This is a genomic window from Cedecea sp., assembly GCF_036500665.1.
GTDB lineage: Bacteria > Pseudomonadota > Gammaproteobacteria > Enterobacterales > Enterobacteriaceae > Cedecea.
In genome coordinates this window covers 50,853-68,325 of record NZ_DASYBS010000009.1, presented here as the reverse complement: position 1 = coordinate 68,325, position 17,473 = coordinate 50,853, and the positions used below count along the sequence as shown (strand labels likewise).

Genomic DNA, 17,473 nt, shown 5'->3' with positions numbered 1-17,473 from the left:
TCGAACCAGCCTTTTATGAAATAGCCGCATATTCTACCCATTATCGCGGGTGACGCCAAACCACTGATGATACCAACGGGGCAATATTTGCTCTCTGAAGCCAGAGATTTGCCATTTATCACCCTTTATTTCAATCGTCAGCTGCCCGGACTGCGCGGTGTCGTACCATTGATAACCGTATTTCCGATAATGGTCGATAATCTTTGGGGACGGCAGCCGCCAGGCGTTATAGCGCGACGTCGAAGCCAGCGCCACGCTGCCGGAGACGGCTCGTAGCAGTGGGCCGCTGGATGATGTTCGGCTACCGTGGTGAGGAACCTGCAAAACATCGGCTTGTACGACCTGCCAGCGCCCTCTCAGCATAGCTAATTCCGCGCTCGCTTCCATATCGCCACTCAGTAACAGACTAAAACCCCCTTTGCTTACCTTGACTACGCAAGAGCGATTGTTCCCTTTACCTTCGTGCTCTTCCGGTGGCCACAGCACATCAAATTGAATGTTCTGCCATTGCCATTGCTGGCCACGAAAGCACGGTTCATGCCCTTCCCAGTGCAGAGGGCTACGGATGCTCAGCACGGGCCACTGCTGCTTAAGGCTTTTTAAGCCACCGATATGGTCAAGATGTTCGTGGCTGACAATAACCTGTTCAGGCTGCAGGTTACGCCATTTTAACCACGGAATAATCACGGTTCTTGCCGCATCACCACCAGGCCATGCATTTCCCGTATCGTAAAGTAATGCTTTCCCTTCTCGTTCGATAACAACCGCAAGCCCATGCCCGACATCAAGCATATGGACGGCCCAGCTATTGATAGCCGGTTTACGCCAGAAAGGGAATATCATCAAAAGCAACACCGCCGTAACCGCTGAAGGAGAACTTCGCCAAAACCCGCCTCGCCAGACAATCACGGCCCACCAGGCAATGAACGCCAAAAACTGATAGCGGCGATCCACCTCCCTCCAGCCTTGCGGTAAGTTGGCCAATAGTGCAAATACGCCTGCCAGAGATTTATCCGCCAGAGACCAAATCCACTCGCCAATACCCGGTAACTCCCCAAATACCATGCCGGCCAGTATCAAAGGAACGCTAACGAACGTAATCAACGGCACGGCGAAGAGATTTGCTGCCAGCGAGGTCAAGCTTACGCCGTGAAATAACACCACCTGAAGCGGAATAAGCAGTAACGTGACGCCCGTTTGCAGGTAAAGCAGATCGATAAAAGGCCGAAACCAGCGATGGATGCCCATACGCGGCAGCGGCACCCACTGATACCAAAAGATAAGCCCGCACACCGCAAGAGCGGATAGCCAAAGACTCTCCGCCAAAATAGCCAGCGGTTCACTAAACACAATGCCGGCCACACAGCAAAGCAGGACTTCCCACGAGGGCCACTTTCTGCCGCTAAGGCGTAGCACCATCCAGATCCCCATACCGACCAGTGTTCTTACGGCAGGAGGGTTCATGCCCGACAGCCAGGTATAAAATAGCGCGATGCTAAAGCTCATCAACAGGGGAAAACGATAGCCGATCAGGAAGGTCGGTAGACAAAACTGTAACGCCCGCGCAAACAGCCAGCCAATGCCTCCGGCCAACGCAATATGCAGTCCAGAAATTGCCATGAGATGCGCGGTACCGGTGTCACGCATAATTTTTTTGACATCATCGCTAACGTCAATCCGCTCGCCAAACCCCAGAGCAATAATGACCCCCTGCCATGGAAGGTGTGCGGTGGCATTTTTGGCTCGCTGTAGCCATTTCCCACGAAGATTACAGCGATCTGATAATAGACTGGCGTTCTGTACGCTGCCGTTAAACGGCAGAAGCTGTGAAAGCGCGTAACGCTGCCCATCAAAACTCCCCTCATTCAGCTGAGCATGTACTGGGCGAAGTCTTAGCGTCATCTGCCAGATCTGCCCTTCGCAGACGGGCTCAGGCAAAACGCTATTTCTTAATACCACGCCCGGAGCAGGAAACAGATAATGCTGGTTCAGCTTCACTATCTGTAGCTCGTGCCGCTTTTCACCGTCACTGCGCGTAACTTTCACCTGGGCAGTCAGCGGTTTTTGCCCAACGTCAGCCAACGCGTCCAGCATTTGCCGCGCGGCCAGAAGGCTCCAGCTCAGGAATAAAAGGCACAGCACCAGATACCGCACCCAGCGTACGTGCCCCAAAAATCCGGCCAGCGCCAGCGCAGTGGCCAGAAGCAGCAGAATGCCATTTCTTTCCGGAATAATTGGTAACCATAACAGTGGGAGAGAACTAAGCATAATAGCGCTGGCCACAGCCGGTATTGAAAACACACCCACCTCCTTGTTACAGGCAGTGTGCACCAGTCTTGTTGTAGAATCAGAAAGTTATCACGAGAACACGAGATGTACTGGGCAACATTGAACCAGGTAAGCAACGTTGCGTTCCCGCTTTAGAAACGGCTCGCAAAAACAGTGGGAAAGGAAAAAAAAATGGCACCTCATTTGAGGTGCCATTTTTGTTAACTCCGAAGAATTAACCATAAATATTGGCGCGGTCACGCAACTCTTTGCCTGGCTTAAAGTGCGGAACGTATTTACCTTCCAGATCCACTTTGTCGCCGGTTTTGGGGTTACGTCCGGTGCGAGGAGCGCGATAGTGTAAGGAGAAACTGCCGAAACCCCGGATTTCAATACGTTCACCCTCGGCGAGCGTAGAGGCCATATGCTCCAGCATTTCTTTCACCGCATCTTCTACCGCTTTCGCAGGGATGTGAGATTGCTGGGTTGCAAGTCTTTCGATCAATTCTGACTTGGTCATGATTCCTCCGGTTTCCATTCAGGAAAATTAGCTTACAGCTCTCAATCGAACAAGGGCGGCCGAAGCCGCCCTGATTTTATACCCTGGCAGAAGCCGGGATACAACGCTCGGACGATTACTCGCCTTTAGCTGCTTTGAATGCTTCAGCCATTGCGTTAGAGAAGTTGCCTTCTTCCTGTTTGTTGTTAACAGTCGCAATTGCATCTTTCTCGTCAGCTTCGTCTTTAGCACGAACAGACAGGCTCACAACACGGTTTTTACGATCAACGCCGGTGAATTTAGCTTCAACGTCGTCGCCAACGTTCAGAACCAGAGTTGCATCTTCAACGCGGTCACGGGAAGCTTCAGAAGCACGCAGGTAGCCTTCTACGCCATCTGCTAATTCAACTGTAGCACCTTTCGCGTCAACTGCCGTTACTTTACCAGTAACGATAGTACCTTTCTTGTTCAGCGCAACGTAGTTGTTGAACGGATCTTCTGCGAGCTGTTTAACGCCCAGGGAGATACGCTCACGCTCTGCGTCAACCTGCAGAACAACAGCTGCAATTTCGTCGCCTTTTTTGTATTCACGAACTGCTTCTTCGCCTGCAACGTTCCAGGAGATGTCAGACAGGTGAACCAGGCCGTCGATGCCGCCGTCCAGGCCGATGAAGATACCGAAGTCAGTGATAGACTTGATTTTACCTTCAACGCGGTCGCCTTTGTTGTGGGTCTCAGCGAACTGCTGCCATGGGTTGTTTTTGCACTGCTTCAGACCCAGGGAGATACGACGACGTTCTTCGTCGATATCCAGAACCATAACTTCCACTACATCACCAACGTTAACAACTTTGGATGGGTGGATGTTTTTGTTGGTCCAATCCATTTCGGAAACGTGAACCAGGCCTTCAACGCCTTCTTCGATTTCAACGAAGCAGCCGTAGTCGGTCAGGTTGGTCACGCGACCAGTCAGTTTGGTACCTTCTGGATAACGCTTAGCGATAGCTACCCATGGATCTTCGCCCAGCTGTTTCAGGCCGAGGGATACACGAGTACGTTCGCGGTCGAACTTCAGCACTTTAACAGTGATTTCGTCGCCAACATTCACGATTTCGCTTGGATGCTTAACGCGTTTCCATGCCATATCGGTGATGTGCAGCAGGCCATCAACGCCACCCAGGTCAACGAATGCGCCGTAGTCAGTGAGGTTCTTAACGATACCTTTAACTTCCATGCCTTCTTGCAGGTTTTCAAGCAGCTGATCGCGCTCTGCGCTGTTCTCAGACTCGATTACCGCACGACGGGAAACAACAACGTTGTTGCGCTTCTGGTCAAGCTTGATAACTTTGAACTCAAGCTCTTTGCCTTCCAGGTGCAGGGTGTCGCGAACTGGACGAACGTCAACCAGGGAACCTGGCAGGAACGCACGAATACCGTTCAGCTCAACAGTGAAGCCACCTTTAACTTTGCCGTTGATAACACCGACCACAGTTTCAGCTTCTTCGTAAGCTTTTTCCAGCGTGATCCAAGCTTCGTGACGTTTAGCTTTTTCACGGGACAGCAGGGTTTCACCGAAGCCGTCTTCTACTGCGTCCAGCGCAACGTCAACTTCGTCACCAACCTGAATTTCCAGCTCGCCCTGGGCGTTTTTGAACTGCTCTGCCGGAATGGCGGACTCAGATTTCAGACCGGCGTCAACCAGTACTACGTCTTTGTCGATAGCAACAACAACACCGCGAACGATGGAACCCGGACGGGTTTCGATTGTTTTGAGGGATTCTTCAAATAGTTGAGCAAAAGATTCTGTCATATTGATAATCTTCAGGATTCTTCAATTTAACGTCCATCTGACTTCATGTCGGATGGGGTTGTTTCACATGCCTGCTCACATTCCATTGCAGCAGGTACTTCGAAATTTGGTCGCTATCTCAAGCGAGCACCAGCTTTTCGCGGGCGTATTGTAGCGCTTTTTCAATCACTTGCTCAATACTCATACTGGTGGAATCCAGCACTAAAGCATCGGCAGCGGGTACCAGCGGCGCTACGGACCGATTGCGGTCGCGATCGTCGCGTTCCTTTATCTCGGCCAAAAGGCGTTCAAAGTTAACACTAAAGCCCTTCTCCTGCAACTGTAGCATACGCCTGTGCGCACGCTCTTCAGAGGAGGCATCAAGGAAAATTTTCACCGGCGCGTCCGGGAACACAACGGTCCCCATATCACGGCCATCGGCAATCAGGCCCGGCGCTTCGCGGAAAGCACGCTGGCGACGCAGCAGAGCTTCGCGGACACGTGGGAACGCTGCGACCTGAGAGGCGGCATTTGCCACGTCCTGAGTGCGGATTTCACCGCTCACATCTTCCCCTTCCAGGATCACTTCCAGATTCCCGTTGGTGGAAACAAAACGGACGTCCAGATGTGCAGCAAGAGGAACCAGCGCGTCTTCCGAAGCGACGTCTACGTGATGATGCAGCGCAGCAAGCGCCAGGACGCGATAAATTGCACCAGAGTCCAGCAGATGCCACTGCAGCGCTTCGGCCATGGCCTTGCAGAGTGTGCCTTTACCGGCGCCACTTGGGCCATCAATCGTTATTACCGGGGCGGATGCCGTCATCGTTTTCTCCTCTATCGCTGGATTCGCGGGTGGTAAACGCCGCGCATTATACGCCGCAACCGCCAGGACTGTTATCTTTCCGGGCAAATATCCTCGGGAATCAGGCTGAGTGTAGAAGAATTGCGCAACGTGCGTTGTAAGGAATCGTAGGGAAAAAGAAAAACCGCATCGGGCGATGCGGTTTCATCATGCGTTATGCCTGAGTGCTAATGCGCGCCAGTTGCTCGAAGTAGTCCGGGAAGGTTTTCGCGGTACAGCCTGGGTCGAGAATGGTGACCGGCGTATCGGACAGCGCCACCAGCGAGAAGCACATCGCCATGCGGTGATCGTTGTAGGTACCGATTTCGGCAAACGTCAGTTTAGCCGGTGGCGTAACGGTGATGTAGTCTTCACCCTCTTCCACTTCGGCCCCCACTTTGCGCAGTTCAGTGGCCATCGCGCTCAGACGGTCGGTCTCTTTTACGCGCCAGTTATAGATATTGCGCAAAGTGGTCGTGCCTTTGGCGAACAGTGCCGCGGTAGCAATGGTCATCGCCGCATCCGGGATATGGTTCATGTCCATATCGATGGCGTTCAGCTCGCCGCGCTCGCAGCTAATGAAGTCATCGCCCCAGGTCACTTTCGCCCCCATCTTTTCCAGTACGTCCGCAAAACGGATATCGCCCTGAACGCTGTTACGGCCAATGCCGGTCACTTTCACAACGCCGCCTTTAATCGCCCCGGCAGCCAGGAAGTAGGAAGCAGAAGAGGCATCACCTTCTACCAGGTAAGCGCCCGGGGACTGGTACTGCTGTGCGCCGCGAATGACAAAACTGCGGTAGTCGCGGTTTTCCACCTCAACGCCGAAGGTTTTCATCAGGTGCAGCGTGATGTCGATATAAGGTTTGGAGACCAGCTCACCTTTAATGGTGATTTCGGTATCGCTCCCTGCCAGCGGCGCGGTCATTAATAGCGCAGTAAGGAACTGGCTGGAAACGCTGCCGTCCACTTCAACCTTGCCACCGCTGAAACCACCGCGCAGACGCAACGGCGGATAGTTTTCCTGTTCCAGATATTCGATCTGCGCCCCGCCCTGACGCAGCGCATCCACCAGGTGGCCGATAGGACGCTCTTTCATGCGCGGCTCACCGGTCAGGACAATGTTATTACTGCCAAGGCACAATGCGGCAGCCAACGGACGCATAGCGGTACCTGCATTGCCTAAAAACAGCTCAAGGTCGCCTTTTGCCTGCAGCGGCCCGGCCACGCCGGTGACCTCACAACGGGTACGATCCGCCGAAAGCGTATAGCTAACGCCCAGCGCCTTCAGGGCATTAAGCATATGGCGGACATCATCGCTATCCAACAGATTGGTCAGCACAGTCGTACCTTTGGCAAGCGCCGCCAACAGCAAAGCACGGTTGGACACGCTTTTTGAACCTGGCAGATTGATGGTGCCGTTGACCAGCGCGATGGGTTGTAACGTCAGGGATTCCAGCATGGGAAAAATACTCTCAACTCAAACAGAATAAAAACCCCGCAGACGGGCCGCGGGGCGAAGTACAGGTGTAGTTGTTAACCGTGACGACGCTCGAAGTCCACCATAAAGTCGGTCAGCGCTTTCACGCCATCAAGCGGCATAGCGTTATAAATTGATGCACGCATACCGCCAACAACGCGGTGACCTTTCAACGAGTGCAGGCCTGCAGCGAAGGACTCTTCAAGGAATACTTTATCCAGCGCGCTATCTGCCAGCTGGAACGGCACATTCATACGAGAGCGGTTCGACGCAGCTACGTCGTTACGATAAAAATCACTGTTATCAATCACGCCGTACAGCAACTCAGCTTTGGCCTGGTTGATACGATCCATAGCGGCTACGCCACCCTGCTCTTTCAGCCATTTAAACACCAGCCCCGACAGATACCATGCAAACGTTGGCGGCGTATTAAACATCGAATCATTGTCGTTCAAAACGGTGTAATCGATGATTGACGGGCACGCTTTATGGGCTTTGCCCAGCAGATCTTCACGTACCACAACCAGCGTCAGGCCAGCAGGGCCAATGTTTTTCTGCGCACCTGCATAGATCACACCAAAACGGCTAACGTCGATAGGGCGTGACAGAATAGTGGAAGAGAAGTCCGCGGCAACAACGATATCGCCAAAATCAGGGGTTTCGTCGATGGAGATGCCGTCGATGGTCTCATTCGGGCAGTAGTGCAAGAAAGCACTGTTGTCAGACACTTGCCACTCGCTCATTGGTTTAATGGCGCGTTTGCCGTCAACGGTAATTTTCACATCGTGGGCGATTGGCTGACAGTATTTTTTCGCTTCTTTTATTGCACTGTTTGCCCAGTAGCCACCGTCGATATAGTCAGCGCTGGTTTTGTCCCCGAGGATATTCAGCGGCACGCCGGCAAACTGGCCGCGACCACCGCCATGGCAGAATAAAACTTTATAGTTGGAGGGGATTTGCAGCAGATCGCGAAAATCTTTTTCCGCCTCTTCTGCGACCTGAATAAACTCTTTACCACGGTGGCTAATTTCCATTACGGAAGTGCCCAAACCGTGCCAGTCGCACAACTCCTGTTGTGCACGACGAAGTACCTCAGCCGGTAACATTGCCGGACCAGAACTAAAATTGTATACCTGTGTCATTTCCCCTCACCACGCCTCGAGCAATAAGTTTTTATTACATCATCGGTTTTATCATTCAGCGGCGCAGTGTTGCAACGGTTAATCCCGTGCAGGGGGGTAATGTGCGCAAAATCACACAACACAATCTACCGACGGTGGAAAAAACTGCCCGATATCTGGCGGTCAGGTGATGCGGCAGGCAGTACTGGCTTTGGCCCATCCTGCGTGATGACAGCGAGGGCATCGATGTCGGTCGCCGGCGTTCAGTGTCACCACTTCGCTGCAGCGTATGCAAGCATACTCCCCCTTTCGCGGCGCGGTGGTGAAATGCTCAACGCAGCCGCCCGGTAAAATAGGCAGCCCGGGTCTTACCTCTTCGTCGGGGTAATAATAAAGACTAATCTCACCGTTGGTTTCAAGTATCGCTAGCCTGACCTGCCCAAGGTGCTCGACGCCGTGCACTCTGAGCTCCATAAAGAATTCAAACTCGGTGATGTTTTGCGCCCGCATCTTCTCCCACGCGAACTCCCCGCCCTCAATAATGATCGTGGGCTTACCCTCAAGCAGGTTTTCCAGCCTTTCGCTATGTGCCATCAGCCACATCACCAGACGATACAGGCCAGCCAAGGTCAGAAAGACCACCAACACGGGCAACATCGGCACATTGTGATAGAAAGCAACGTCCCCCGCGGCAGAGCCCAACGTCAGAATAATCAGCACTTCAAAGAGCGACATTTGTCGCACACCCCGCCGGCCGGTCACCTTCAGAAACAGAAAGACAAGCACAAAGGTAAAAAGGCTACGGAGGACAACCTCCCACAAAAAATCGGGGGGGACTTCATCAAACGCCATACGCTGCAGGTCAAAAGCCTTCATTTTTCCACCATAACAGGGAGTTACTGTAATTAAGCATAGCCTGTTATGCTAGCGTCGCCTGCGCCGGGTGGATAATGGCGTCCTCCCGGTAAAACCCGTATCATTGCGCGTTTTGCGTACCACTAAAGTGAACCCCATGACTCAGACATTTATCCCTGGCAAAGATGCCGCCCTGGAAGACTCCATCGCTCGCTTCCAGAAAAAGCTGACCGACCTCGGTTTCAATATCGAAGAAGCCTCCTGGCTTAACCCGGTACCGAACGTTTGGTCAGTGCATATTCGCGACAAAGACAGCGCTCTGTGCTTCACCAACGGCAAAGGCGCAACCAAAAAAGCCGCGCTGGCATCCGCGCTGGGTGAATATTTTGAACGTCTGTCGACTAACTATTTCTTCGCTGACTTTTGGCTGGGTGATACCATCGCTAATGGCCCGTTTGTTCATTACCCAAATGAGAAGTGGTTCTCTCTGCCGGAAGATGAACAACTGCCAGAAGGTATCCTCGACGACCGTCTGCGCGCGTTCTACGATCCAGAAAATGAATTAAGCGCAGGCATGCTGATCGACCTCCAGTCCGGAAACGAAGAGCGTGGTATTTGCGCCCTGCCGTTTACCCGCCAGTCAGATCTGCAGACCGTTTATATTCCAATGAACATCGTCGGTAACCTGTATGTTTCCAACGGCATGTCTGCAGGTAATACCGCTAACGAAGCCCGCGTTCAGGGGCTTTCAGAAGTCTTTGAGCGTCACATCAAAAACCGCATTATCGCCGAAAGCATTAGCCTGCCTGAGATCCCGCAAGAGGTGCTGGCACGTTATCCTGGCGTGGTGGAGTCCATTAAAACGCTTGAAGCAGAAGGTTTCCCAATTTTCGCTTATGACGGCTCCCTGGGCGGCAAATATCCGGTTATCTGCGTGGTGCTGTTTAACCCGGCAAACGGGACCTGTTTTGCGTCGTTTGGCGCACACCCTGATTTTGGCGTGGCGCTGGAGCGTACCGTTACCGAACTGCTGCAGGGACGTGGCCTGAAAGATCTGGACGTATTTACCCCGCCAACCTTCGATGACGAAGAGGTGGCTGAACACGCTAACCTGGAAACTCACTTCATCGATTCCAGCGGCCTGATCTCCTGGGATATGTTCAAGCAAGATGCGGATTACCCGTTTGCCGACTGGAGCTTCGCCGGTACAACAGAAGAAGAGTTCGCGACATTAATGGCTATCTTCCAGTCTGAAGATAAAGAAGTGTATATCGCCGACTACGAGCATCTGGATGTTTACGCCTGCCGTATTATCGTGCCTGGCATGTCTGACATTTACCCTGCTGACGACCTGCTGCTGGCCAACAACAGCATGGGTAGCCATCTGCGTGAAACTATCCTGGCGCTGCCGGACAGCGAATGGGAACAGCAGGACTACCTTGACCTGATTTCTCAACTTGACGACGAAGGGCACGACGATTTCACCCGCGTACGTGAGCTGCTGGGCCTGGCAACCGGCAAAGACAACGGCTGGTATACGCTGCGCATTGGTGAACTGAAAGCCATGCTGGCGCTTGCCGGTGGTGACCTGGAGCAAGCGCTTATCTGGACCGAATGGACCATGGAGTTTAACGCTTCAATCTTTAGCCCGGAACGCGCCAACTACTACCGTTGCCTGCAAACCCTACTGCTACTGTCACAGGAAGAAGAGCGCCAACCGCTGCAATACCTGAATGCTTTTGTACGTATGTATGGCGCGGACGCGGTGGATGCGGCCAGCGCAGCAATGAGCGGAGAAGCCGCGTTTTATGGTCTGCAGCCCGTAGATAAAGAGCTGAAAGCCTTCCCGGCGCATCAGGCTTTGTTGCAGGCTTACGAAAAATTACAGCGTGCCAAAGCCAAATATTGGCAGGTAAAGTAATTTACTGACAACTTACAGGTGCGCACTGCACCGGGCCTAAGCTATATTGTGGGGCGCTTTTGCGCCCCATTTTATTATTGCAACAATAATATTTTACTATGTAATCTTTTGGTTAACTTAGGGTAAATAGTTATTTATCGATAGCGGAAATAATGTTATCAAAATATAAAAATACCCCATTGTAATTAACCATTTTTGTGCGAGGAACGGGCTAAATTCAATTTTACTTATAAATATTAAAATTTATTTTTTCATTGATAATCAATCAGTTATGCTGAAAAAAAGATAAAGACCTGCTTTTTCAGTGCCTATTAGCTTGGCGAGATATGATCCACATCAATTTTTACTCTATAATGCTTTGTTAGTATCTCCTCGCCGAATTAAATAAGAGAGAGTTAGTGTGAAAGCTGACAACCCTTTTGATCTAGTACTCCCACCAGCGATGGCAAAAATTGCCGAAGACGCTGGCGTCTATAAAGCGACCAAGCAACCGCTAACGACCTTTTACTTAGCGATTACCGCAGGCGTCTTCATTTCGATTGCCTTCGTGTTCTACATCACCGCCACAACGGGCACATCCACTCTCCCCTTCGGGATTGCCAAACTGATTGGCGGCACCTGCTTCTCACTGGGTTTAATTCTTTGCGTTATCTGCGGTGCAGACCTCTTTACCTCCACCGTGTTGATAGTCGTAGCCAAAGCAAGCGGCCGTATCACCTGGTGCCAGTTACTGCGTAACTGGGCTAATGTCTACATTGGTAACCTGGTGGGTGCCCTGCTCTTTGTACTTCTTATCTGGCTGTCCGGCATGTATATGACAGCCAACGGTGCCTGGGGCCTGAACGTCCTGCAGACCGCCGACCATAAAATGCATCATACGTTTGTTGAGGCCGTCTGCCTCGGCATTCTGGCGAACCTGATGGTGTGCCTCGCCGTCTGGATGAGCTACTCCGGCCGCAGCCTGATGGACAAAATGTTTGCTATGATCCTTCCGGTTGCCATGTTTGTTGCCAGCGGCTTTGAGCACAGCATCGCAAACATGTTCATGATCCCGATGGCCATCGTGGTTCGTGATTTTGCCAGCCCGGAATTCTGGACCGCCGTAGGGTCTTCTCCGGAAAGTTTCTCGCATCTGACCGTGCTGAACTTCATCACCGATAACCTGATTCCGGTAACTATCGGAAACATCATCGGCGGAGGTTTACTGGTTGGGTTGACATACTGGGTAATTTATCTGCGCGGTGGCGATAAACACTAAGTTTAGCCAACACGTAGGTTTAAGAACTCCACATTAGAAGGTAGGTGTTACATGTCCGAGCTTAATGAAAAGTTAGCCACAGCCTGGGAAGGTTTTGCTAAAGGCGACTGGCAGAATGAAGTCAACGTACGTGACTTTATTCAGAAAAACTACACCCCGTATGAGGGTGACGAGTCCTTCCTGGCAGGTGCTACCGACGCAACTACCAAACTGTGGGACAACGTGATGGAAGGCGTTAAACAGGAAAACCGCACTCACGCGCCTGTTGACTTCGATACCGACCTGGCTTCAACCATCACTTCTCATGATGCGGGCTACATCAACAAGTCCCTCGAAACTATCGTGGGTCTGCAAACCGATGCACCTCTGAAACGTGCCATTATTCCGTTCGGTGGCATCAAAATGGTTGAAGGTTCTTGCAAAGTATACGGTCGTGAACTCGACCCAATGCTGAAAAAAATCTTCACCGAATACCGTAAGACTCACAACCAGGGCGTGTTTGACGTTTACACCAAAGACATCCTGAACTGCCGTAAGTCCGGTGTTATCACCGGTCTGCCAGATGCCTATGGCCGTGGCCGTATCATCGGTGACTACCGTCGCGTTGCGCTGTACGGTATCGACTATCTGATGAAAGACAAATTCGCTCAGTTCAACTCACTGCAGACCAAACTGGAAAACGGTGAAGACCTGGAAGCGACTATCCGTCTGCGTGAAGAGATCTCCGAGCAGCACCGTGCGCTGGGTCAAATCAAAGAAATGGCGGCTAAATATGGCTGCGATATCTCTGGCCCTGCTACCAACGCACAGGAAGCTATTCAGTGGACTTACTTCGGCTACCTGGCTGCGGTTAAATCTCAGAACGGCGCGGCAATGTCCTTCGGACGCGTATCCACCTTCCTGGATGCCTATATCGAACGTGACCTGAAAGCGGGTAAAATCAACGAACTGCAGGCTCAGGAAATGATTGACCATCTGGTCATGAAACTGCGTATGGTTCGCTTCCTGCGTACCCCTGAATATGATGAGCTGTTCTCCGGTGACCCAATCTGGGCAACAGAATCTATCGGCGGTATGGGCGTTGATGGCCGTACGCTGGTCACCAAATCCAGCTTCCGCTTCCTGAACACCCTGTACACCATGGGGCCGTCTCCGGAGCCAAACATCACCATTCTGTGGTCTGAAAAACTGCCACTGAACTTCAAAAAATACGCGGCTAAAGTTTCCATCGATACCTCTTCTCTGCAGTACGAGAATGACGATCTGATGCGCCCTGACTTCAACAACGATGACTACGCTATTGCTTGCTGCGTAAGCCCAATGATCGTTGGTAAGCAAATGCAGTTCTTCGGTGCTCGTGCAAACCTGGCGAAAACCATGCTGTATGCCATCAACGGCGGCGTTGATGAAAAACTGAAAATGCAGGTTGGTCCTAAAGAAGCGCCAATCACCGCAGACGTTCTGGACTACGACAACGTGTTGGATCGTCTGGATCACTTCATGGACTGGCTGGCTAAACAGTACGTTACCGCGCTGAACATCATTCACTACATGCATGATAAATACAGCTACGAAGCGTCCCTGATGGCTCTGCACGACCGTGACGTTGTTCGCACCATGGCTTGTGGTATCGCGGGTCTGTCCGTTGCAGCTGACTCCCTGTCTGCAATCAAATACGCGAAAGTTAAACCAATTCGTGACGAAGACGGTCTGGCTATCGACTTCGAAATCGAAGGTGAATATCCACAGTTCGGTAACAACGATCCTCGCGTAGATGACATCGCCGTTGACCTGGTAGAACGTTTCATGAAGAAAATTCAGAAACTGACCACCTACCGTGGCGCCATCGCAACCCAGTCTGTTCTGACCATCACCTCTAACGTGGTTTATGGTAAGAAAACCGGTAACACCCCAGACGGTCGTCGCGCAGGTACTCCGTTCGGTCCAGGCGCTAACCCAATGCACGGTCGTGACCAGAAAGGCGCCGTTGCCTCTCTGACCTCCGTTGCTAAACTGCCGTTTGCCTACGCGAAAGATGGTATCTCTTATACCTTCTCCATCGTGCCAAACGCGCTGGGTAAAGACGATGATGTGCGTAAAACCAACCTCGCAGGCCTGATGGACGGTTACTTCCACCACGAAGCGAACATCGAAGGTGGTCAGCACCTGAACGTGAACGTCATGAACCGTGAAATGCTGCTGGATGCGATGGAACACCCTGAGAAATATCCTCAGCTCACCATCCGTGTATCGGGTTACGCAGTCCGCTTCAACTCGCTGACTAAAGAACAGCAGCAGGACGTTATTACCCGTACCTTCACTCAGTCCATCTAATTTCCTGTTAGACTGAAGAAGCGTAATATATAAAGGCTCCACACCCGTGGGGCCTTTTTACTAACCTCTCTGCTACCAGCCTGCTTTGCCAGCTATCTATACTCTGGGTAACTGCCAAAACAGACTTAACACAGCCGGCTTGAGCTGTGCATACACAGGCCCTGGACGGGCCACACCTGGAGAGATCACCGCAATGTCAGCAATCGGACGAATTCACTCTTTTGAATCCTGTGGTACCGTGGATGGCCCCGGTATTCGCTTCATTACCTTCTTCCAGGGCTGCCTGATGCGCTGCCTGTACTGCCACAACCGCGACACCTGGGACACCCACGGTGGCAAAGAAGTGACGGTAGAAGAGCTCATGAAAGAAGTCGTCACCTATCGCCACTTTATGAATGCCTCAGGCGGCGGCGTCACCGCATCCGGCGGCGAGGCTATTCTGCAGGCAGAGTTCGTGCGTGACTGGTTCCGCGCCTGTCACCAGGAAGGCATTCATACCTGCCTCGACACGAACGGGTTTGTTCGCCGCTACGATCCGGTAATTGACGAGCTGCTGGAAGTGACTGACCTGGTCATGCTCGATCTGAAGCAAATGAACGACGAAATCCACCAAAACCTGGTCGGCGTATCAAACCATCGTACCCTTGAGTTCGCACAATATCTGTCGAAAAAAGACATTAAAGTGTGGATCCGCTACGTGGTCGTACCTGGCTGGTCTGACGATGACGACTCCGCGCATCGGCTTGGGGAGTTCACCCGCGATATGGGCAACGTTGAGAAGATAGAACTGCTGCCTTATCACGAGCTGGGCAAACACAAATGGGTGGCGATGGGTGAAGAGTACAAGCTGGACGGCGTTCATCCACCTAAGAAAGAGACGATGGAGCGCGTGAAAGGCATTCTGGAGCAGTACGGTCACAAAGTGATGTACTGAGCCCGGCTAAGTGCTCCCGCCTGTGGGAGCATGGCTTTTACGCTTCTTGCCAGGCAGCCTCTATCGCCGCCATAACCCTCTCCAGTTGTAACGGAGCAATATGCCCAGGCTTCCACAGCGCCACCACAGGATGCATTAGCCCACGGTCCCCGACTTCTGTCTCCAGCCGCTCAACCCCCGGCCAGTTTTCTACATCAAAATGCAACGGTAAAAATGCCCACCCTTCTCCGGCACACAGGCGCTTTTCCAGCAAAGAGAGTTCGTTAACGCGTATTACGCGGTCGGCAATTTGAATGCGCTGTGCGAGTGAATCAGGAAGCTCGCGAAAAGGTATCAGCTGCGTGCTGGCGGCAAGGCGTAAGAGTGAGACCGGTTTGGTCTTAAAGAAGCCCACCTTCGCGCATGCCGCCAATGCCAGGCTGCCCACCGCACGCCACTGGAGCCTGTCGTTCACCGAACGATTTAGCGCCTGATAAATACCGATATGCGCCCTGCCCTGATCCAGCCAGATTTCAGCTTCAGGGCGTTCACTCATCAGCAAATCGAGCGTTATCTGTTCGGCTGCAAGCTTTTCCACCAGACGCAGTAAGAAATCTCTTGGCGTGAAAGGGTCATAGCAGAGCGTCAGGCGAGTCTCTATCTGGCCCGGCATTTGCCGCGCAACTTCAGAGAAAGCCTGAGCTTCGTGAAGAAATAACCGGGCCTGGCGATACAGCAACTTCCCAGGTTCGGTTAAGGTCAAAGGACGGGTGGAACGATCGAACAGCGTGTAGCCGAGATCGATTTCGAGGTAATCCAGCAGCTGGCTGACCGTGGTCCGGTCTTTATTGAGTTTTTTAGCCGCTTTTGTGAGGGTACCGCATTCACAAACGCAGGCAAAAGCTTCAATTTGGGCCAGCGTAAAGTTAACCGTATTCATCGTTTCCCCTTATATTAAGGGGCCATTTTCCCATAGAAAAACGCGTATTCCGAGTCAGGAATACACGTCAGGGAAACGATGCAAAAAGCAGTATCAGGCGTGAGCCACCGGCGTAGGATGCTGGCCAGCTTTGCGCAGCAGCATCATCAGGTACACAAACGATACCGCGGCCATCATGATAAACAGCACGTTATCCGAATAGTTCTGCATCAGCAGCGCGGTAATCGTTGGCCCAATCAGGCTGCCGATGGTGTAGCTCAGTAACAGTGCCTGGTTCATCGCGACCAGCTGATGGCGTTCAATTCTTTCACAGGCCCAGGCCATCGCAACCGGGTAAAGCGTGAAGCCAAACGCGCCCAGGACGAACAGCGCAGGTCCCATTGCGGCATTGCTGAGCATGGCCAGGCAGCCGAGGATCACCACAAAGACCTGAACGCGCAGCACCAGCAGGCGGCCATATTTATCAGCCAGGCGGCCCATCGGCCATTGACCAACGATGCCTGCGCTGATCATCAGCGCCATCCAGAAACCGATGCCGGAATCGCTAACGCCCTGGTGGTTAAGATACAGCGGCATCAGGCCGTACAGCGAACCAAGCACGATACCGGACATGATACAGCCGTTGATGCCCAGGCGAGCCTGGCGCAGCATTGGCCAGACAGGGGTATTGTCACGGTGTTCATCGCCATCGCTGACGATATGGGTAAACAGCAGCGGAAGGATTGCCGCCAGCACCAACGCCGTTGCCCATGGCAGAACATTCATTAATTCGGTGGACAGCTTGCTCACCATCAGCTGACCGACAACCATCCCGATGTAATAGACGGTCATGTAAGCCGCCAGCAGGCGACCGCGGGTGCGGGAAGTGCCGCTGCACATCAACGCGCTTTCGACCACTACCCAAATCATCGCGCAGCCCACGCCGGCGACAAATCGCCAGGCCATCCAGCTCCAGAACCCCACCATCAGCCCGAGGCCAACGCAGCCCACGGCAAAGATAACGGAAGCCAGATAGTAACTGCGGTTAAACCCGTGACGCTTAATCACCCACCCAGTAATCAACGTGCCCACCAGGTTACCGGTGAAGTAGGCAGAGCCCACCATCCCGACCTGCCAGGTAGGAAGATTGTCGTGAGCCAGCCAAAGCGGGACGAGCGTGTTTAAAACCGCCATCGCCAGAGTCAGCAGCAGTAGCCCGCAAAGCAGTAGCAATACGGGACGGGTATAGATGGTCATGGGTGTCGAGCCGTGAGG

13 protein-coding genes are annotated in these 17,473 nt (G+C 52.5%); 4 read left to right on the top strand and 9 right to left on the bottom strand.

The window, feature by feature from the left end; genetic code table 11:
• Nucleotides 1–33 precede the first annotated feature (33 nt).
• The 7 genes from VGM55_RS01185 to VGM55_RS01155 form a co-directional block, all read right to left on the bottom strand.
• Complete coding sequence (locus tag VGM55_RS01185) at nt 34–2,301, bottom strand: ComEC family protein (protein WP_331634331.1); 2,268 nt, start codon at nt 2,299–2,301, stop codon at nt 34–36.
• Between the two features lie 202 nt (nt 2,302–2,503).
• Nucleotides 2,504–2,788, bottom strand: coding sequence for an integration host factor subunit beta (gene ihfB, locus VGM55_RS01180; RefSeq protein WP_008461182.1), 285 nt, complete (start codon nt 2,786–2,788; stop codon nt 2,504–2,506).
• Nucleotides 2,789–2,903: 115 nt separating this feature from the next.
• Complete coding sequence (gene rpsA / locus VGM55_RS01175) at nt 2,904–4,577, bottom strand: 30S ribosomal protein S1 (protein ID WP_154184994.1); 1,674 nt, start codon at nt 4,575–4,577, stop codon at nt 2,904–2,906.
• Nucleotides 4,578–4,695: 118 nt separating this feature from the next.
• Nucleotides 4,696–5,379 (bottom strand): (d)CMP kinase, encoded by a 684-nt coding sequence (cmk, locus tag VGM55_RS01170; RefSeq protein WP_154184995.1) that lies wholly within the window; start codon nt 5,377–5,379, stop codon nt 4,696–4,698.
• A 193-nt stretch (nt 5,380–5,572) separates the two neighbouring features.
• Complete coding sequence (gene aroA, locus VGM55_RS01165; protein WP_154185425.1) at nt 5,573–6,856, bottom strand: 3-phosphoshikimate 1-carboxyvinyltransferase; 1,284 nt, start codon at nt 6,854–6,856, stop codon at nt 5,573–5,575.
• 77 nt (nt 6,857–6,933) lie between these two features.
• Nucleotides 6,934–8,019 carry a 3-phosphoserine/phosphohydroxythreonine transaminase gene (gene serC, locus VGM55_RS01160; RefSeq protein ID WP_154184996.1) on the bottom strand — a complete coding sequence of 362 codons (1,086 nt, stop codon included), beginning with the start codon at nt 8,017–8,019 and terminating at the stop codon, nt 6,934–6,936.
• A gap of 162 nt (nt 8,020–8,181) precedes the next feature.
• Nucleotides 8,182–8,874 (bottom strand): DUF421 domain-containing protein, encoded by a 693-nt coding sequence (locus VGM55_RS01155; protein WP_331634329.1) that lies wholly within the window; start codon nt 8,872–8,874, stop codon nt 8,182–8,184.
• A 136-nt stretch (nt 8,875–9,010) separates the two neighbouring features.
• Between VGM55_RS01155 and ycaO the strand changes: the two genes are divergently transcribed.
• The 4 genes from ycaO (at nt 9,011) to pflA (ending at nt 15,300) form a co-directional block, all read left to right on the top strand.
• On the top strand, nt 9,011–10,774 hold the full coding sequence (gene ycaO / locus VGM55_RS01150; protein WP_154184998.1) for a 30S ribosomal protein S12 methylthiotransferase accessory factor YcaO: 1,764 nt from the start codon (nt 9,011–9,013) through the stop codon (nt 10,772–10,774).
• A gap of 400 nt (nt 10,775–11,174) precedes the next feature.
• Nucleotides 11,175–12,032 (top strand): formate transporter FocA, encoded by an 858-nt coding sequence (gene focA / locus VGM55_RS01145; RefSeq protein WP_331634328.1) that lies wholly within the window; start codon nt 11,175–11,177, stop codon nt 12,030–12,032.
• Between the two features lie 51 nt (nt 12,033–12,083).
• The gene (gene pflB, locus VGM55_RS01140; RefSeq protein WP_331634327.1) at nt 12,084–14,366 is read left to right on the top strand and encodes a formate C-acetyltransferase; all 2,283 of its coding nucleotides are present in this window, start codon (nt 12,084–12,086) and stop codon (nt 14,364–14,366) included.
• A gap of 193 nt (nt 14,367–14,559) precedes the next feature.
• Complete coding sequence (pflA, locus tag VGM55_RS01135) at nt 14,560–15,300, top strand: pyruvate formate lyase 1-activating protein (RefSeq protein WP_154185000.1); 741 nt, start codon at nt 14,560–14,562, stop codon at nt 15,298–15,300.
• 37 nt (nt 15,301–15,337) lie between these two features.
• Here pflA and VGM55_RS01130 read toward each other — a convergent pair whose 3' ends face one another.
• Both VGM55_RS01130 and VGM55_RS01125 read right to left on the bottom strand, forming a co-directional pair.
• Complete coding sequence (locus VGM55_RS01130) at nt 15,338–16,219, bottom strand: LysR family transcriptional regulator (RefSeq protein WP_154185001.1); 882 nt, start codon at nt 16,217–16,219, stop codon at nt 15,338–15,340.
• Between the two features lie 93 nt (nt 16,220–16,312).
• On the bottom strand, nt 16,313–17,455 hold the full coding sequence (locus VGM55_RS01125; protein WP_331634326.1) for an MFS transporter: 1,143 nt from the start codon (nt 17,453–17,455) through the stop codon (nt 16,313–16,315).
• Nucleotides 17,456–17,473 lie beyond the last annotated feature (18 nt).

Coding starts and splice junctions, on each gene's coding strand:
- ihfB (WP_008461182.1), bottom strand. CDS start 2,788: ATGACCAAGTCAGAATTGATCGAAAGACTTGCAACCCAGCAATCTCAC.
- rpsA (WP_154184994.1), bottom strand. CDS start 4,577: ATGACAGAATCTTTTGCTCAACTATTTGAAGAATCCCTCAAAACAATC.
- cmk (WP_154184995.1), bottom strand. CDS start 5,379: ATGACGGCATCCGCCCCGGTAATAACGATTGATGGCCCAAGTGGCGCC.
- serC (WP_154184996.1), bottom strand. CDS start 8,019: ATGACACAGGTATACAATTTTAGTTCTGGTCCGGCAATGTTACCGGCT.
- VGM55_RS01155 (WP_331634329.1), bottom strand. CDS start 8,874: ATGAAGGCTTTTGACCTGCAGCGTATGGCGTTTGATGAAGTCCCCCCC.
- ycaO (WP_154184998.1), top strand. CDS start 9,011: ATGACTCAGACATTTATCCCTGGCAAAGATGCCGCCCTGGAAGACTCC.
- pflB (WP_331634327.1), top strand. CDS start 12,084: ATGTCCGAGCTTAATGAAAAGTTAGCCACAGCCTGGGAAGGTTTTGCT.
- pflA (WP_154185000.1), top strand. CDS start 14,560: ATGTCAGCAATCGGACGAATTCACTCTTTTGAATCCTGTGGTACCGTG.
- VGM55_RS01130 (WP_154185001.1), bottom strand. CDS start 16,219: ATGAATACGGTTAACTTTACGCTGGCCCAAATTGAAGCTTTTGCCTGC.
- VGM55_RS01125 (WP_331634326.1), bottom strand. CDS start 17,455: ATGACCATCTATACCCGTCCCGTATTGCTACTGCTTTGCGGGCTACTG.